Annotated in this window: 2 protein-coding genes and 1 pseudogene; all 3 read right to left on the bottom strand. The window is 63.6% G+C overall.

Annotated elements, in window-relative coordinates; all coding sequences use genetic code 11:
* Positions 1-82 precede the first annotated feature (82 nt).
* Positions 83-1,735: a chaperonin GroEL gene (gene groL, locus EN781_RS30440; RefSeq protein ID WP_127400630.1), complete on the bottom strand. Its 1,653-nt coding sequence runs from the start codon at positions 1,733-1,735 to the stop codon at positions 83-85.
* A gap of 69 nt (positions 1,736-1,804) precedes the next feature.
* On the bottom strand, positions 1,805-2,101 hold the full coding sequence (gene groES / locus EN781_RS30435) for a co-chaperone GroES (RefSeq protein ID WP_006203049.1): 297 nt from the start codon (positions 2,099-2,101) through the stop codon (positions 1,805-1,807).
* Between the two features lie 232 nt (positions 2,102-2,333).
* Positions 2,334-2,541: pseudogene (locus EN781_RS30430) on the bottom strand (methyltransferase type 11); the annotation flags it as partial.

The raw sequence follows: 2,541 nt of genomic DNA, 5'->3' as shown, positions 1-2,541 counted from the left end.
CTTCTTAGAAGTCCATGCCGCCACTCAAGCCCGCTTGCGGGCTTGAGCAACGTAAGGTGATGGGCGTGCTTTATGGACTTTCTTAGAAGTCCATGCCGCCCATGCCACCCATGCCACCGCCCGGCATACCGCCCGGCATACCGCCGGCAGCTTCCTTCTTCGGAGCTTCGGCGATCATGGCTTCGGTGGTGACCAGCAGGCCAGCGACCGAGGCCGCGTCCTGCAGGGCGGTGCGCACGACCTTGACCGGGTCGACGATGCCCATGGCGATCATGTCGCCATACTCGCCGGTCTGGGCGTTGTAGCCGAAGGTGGCGCCCTTGTTGTCGAGGATCTTGCCGGCAACGATCGAGGCTTCAGCACCGGCGTTGGCCGCGATCTGGCGGGCCGGAGCCTGCAGCGCGCGACGCACGATGTTGATGCCGGCGGCCTGGTCGGAGTTGGCGCCGGTAGCCTTGAGATTGCCAGAAGCGCGCAGCAGGGCCACGCCGCCGCCGGCAACGATGCCTTCTTCCACGGCCGCACGGGTCGCGTTCAGGGCGTCATCAACGCGGTCCTTCTTTTCCTTGACCTCGACCTCGGTCGCGCCGCCGACGCGGATCACCGCGACGCCGCCTGCGAGCTTGGCCAGACGCTCCTGCAGCTTCTCCTTGTCGTAGTCCGAGGTGGTCTCCTCGATCTGCTGCTTGATCTGGGCGACGCGGCCCTGGATCTCTGCCTTCTTGCCGGCGCCGTCGACGATGGTGGTGTTCTCCTTGGAGATCGACACCTTCTTGGCGCGGCCGAGCATGTTGAGGCCGACATTCTCAAGCTTGATGCCGAGATCTTCCGAGATGACCTGGCCACCGGTGAGGATGGCGATGTCTTCCAGCATGGCCTTGCGGCGGTCACCGAAGCCCGGAGCCTTGACGGCGGCGATCTTCAGGCCACCGCGCAGCTTGTTGACGACCAGCGTGGCCAGCGCCTCGCCTTCGACGTCTTCCGAGATGATGAGCAGCGGCTTCGAGGTCTGCACGACAGCCTCGAGCACCGGCAGCATGGCCTGCAGGTTGGAGAGCTTCTTCTCGTGGAGGAGAATGTAGGCGTCTTCCAGATCGGCGACCATCTTGTCGGCGTTGGTGACGAAGTAGGGCGACAGGTAGCCGCGGTCGAACTGCATGCCTTCGACGACTTCCAGCTCGGTCTCGGCGGTCTTGGCTTCCTCGACGGTGATGACGCCTTCGTTGCCGACCTTCTGCATCGCTTCCGCGATCATGGCGCCGACCGACTCGTCGCCATTGGCCGAGATCGTGCCGACCTGAGCGACTTCCTCGGAGGTCTTGATCTTCTTGGCGGCCTTGCCGAGAGCGACGACGACTTCGGTCACGGCGAGGTCGATGCCGCGCTTCAGGTCCATCGGGTTCATGCCGGCGGCAACCGCCTTGTGGCCTTCCTGGACGATCGCCTGGGCGAGAACGGTCGCGGTCGTGGTGCCGTCGCCGGCGATGTCGTTGGTCTTCGAAGCGACTTCGCGGACCATCTGCGCGCCCATGTTCTCGAACTTGTCCTCAAGTTCGATCTCCTTGGCGACGGTGACGCCGTCCTTGGTGATGCGCGGGGCGCCGAACGACTTGTCGATGACGACGTTGCGGCCCTTGGGGCCCAGCGTCACCTTCACCGCGTCGGCGAGGATGTTGACGCCGCGCAGCATGCGCTCGCGGGCATCACGGGAGAATTTTACGTCTTTTGCAGCCATTGTAAGCTCCTGGCAGGGGTTCGGGGCGAACCCGCAGATTCAAGATTCAGTTGACGGTGAGGCCGATGTTCAGCCGATGATGCCCATGATGTCGGATTCCTTCATGATCAGAAGGTCTTCGCCATTGAGCTTGACTTCGGTGCCGGACCACTTGCCGAACAGGATGCGGTCGCCGGCCTTGACGTCGAGCGGCACGAGCTTGCCGGCTTCGTCGCGAGCGCCGGAGCCGACGGCGATGATCTCGCCCTCCTGCGGCTTCTCCTTCGCCGTATCCGGGATGATGATCCCGCCGGCGGTCTTGGATTCGGATTCGACCCGGCGAACGACCACGCGGTCATGAAGCGGGCGGAACTTGGACTTTGCCATAAGTGTCTTCCTCGATGAGAACGGTGAGAACTGTTCCTCCATCCGGCGAGGCCGGATATGAGTTAGCACTCACGCAAGGCGAGTGCTAACGTGGCGCTGAGATAGGCCGGAGGGTTTCGAGAGTCAAGGCGCGCGCAAGGAACGAACCGCGCGAAATTTTTCCCGGCCTGGATTCGCATCAGGAACGCGGTCTTTCGCTGATGGGATCGCGAAGGAATTTCATAGGTGCCCCTTAGCGCCTTGGCGAGCGCAGCGCCAGCAGCGGGCAACGTTCGGCGAGCCCGTAGGTGCCGGTCGGAACGACGCCGACATTGTCGAAGAACGCATGCGCCTCGCCAATCACCGCGTCAGCCGGGGCGAAGCTGTAGATAGCCGAAGAGTTGCGGTAGACGTCGATGGTGCCGATGACCGGCAGGTCCCATCCGGTGCGCGCCGAAAGC

This window comes from Mesorhizobium sp. M4A.F.Ca.ET.090.04.2.1 (genome assembly GCF_003999085.1).
GTDB lineage: Bacteria > Pseudomonadota > Alphaproteobacteria > Rhizobiales > Rhizobiaceae > Mesorhizobium.
This window is presented reverse-complemented; position numbering and strand designations above follow the sequence as displayed.

Excerpts from the sequence above, each read along its gene's own strand:
- groES (WP_006203049.1), bottom strand. The coding sequence starts at position 2,101 with ATGGCAAAGTCCAAGTTCCGCCCGCTTCATGACCGCGTGGTCGTTCGC.
- groL (WP_127400630.1), bottom strand. The coding sequence starts at position 1,735 with ATGGCTGCAAAAGACGTAAAATTCTCCCGTGATGCCCGCGAGCGCATG.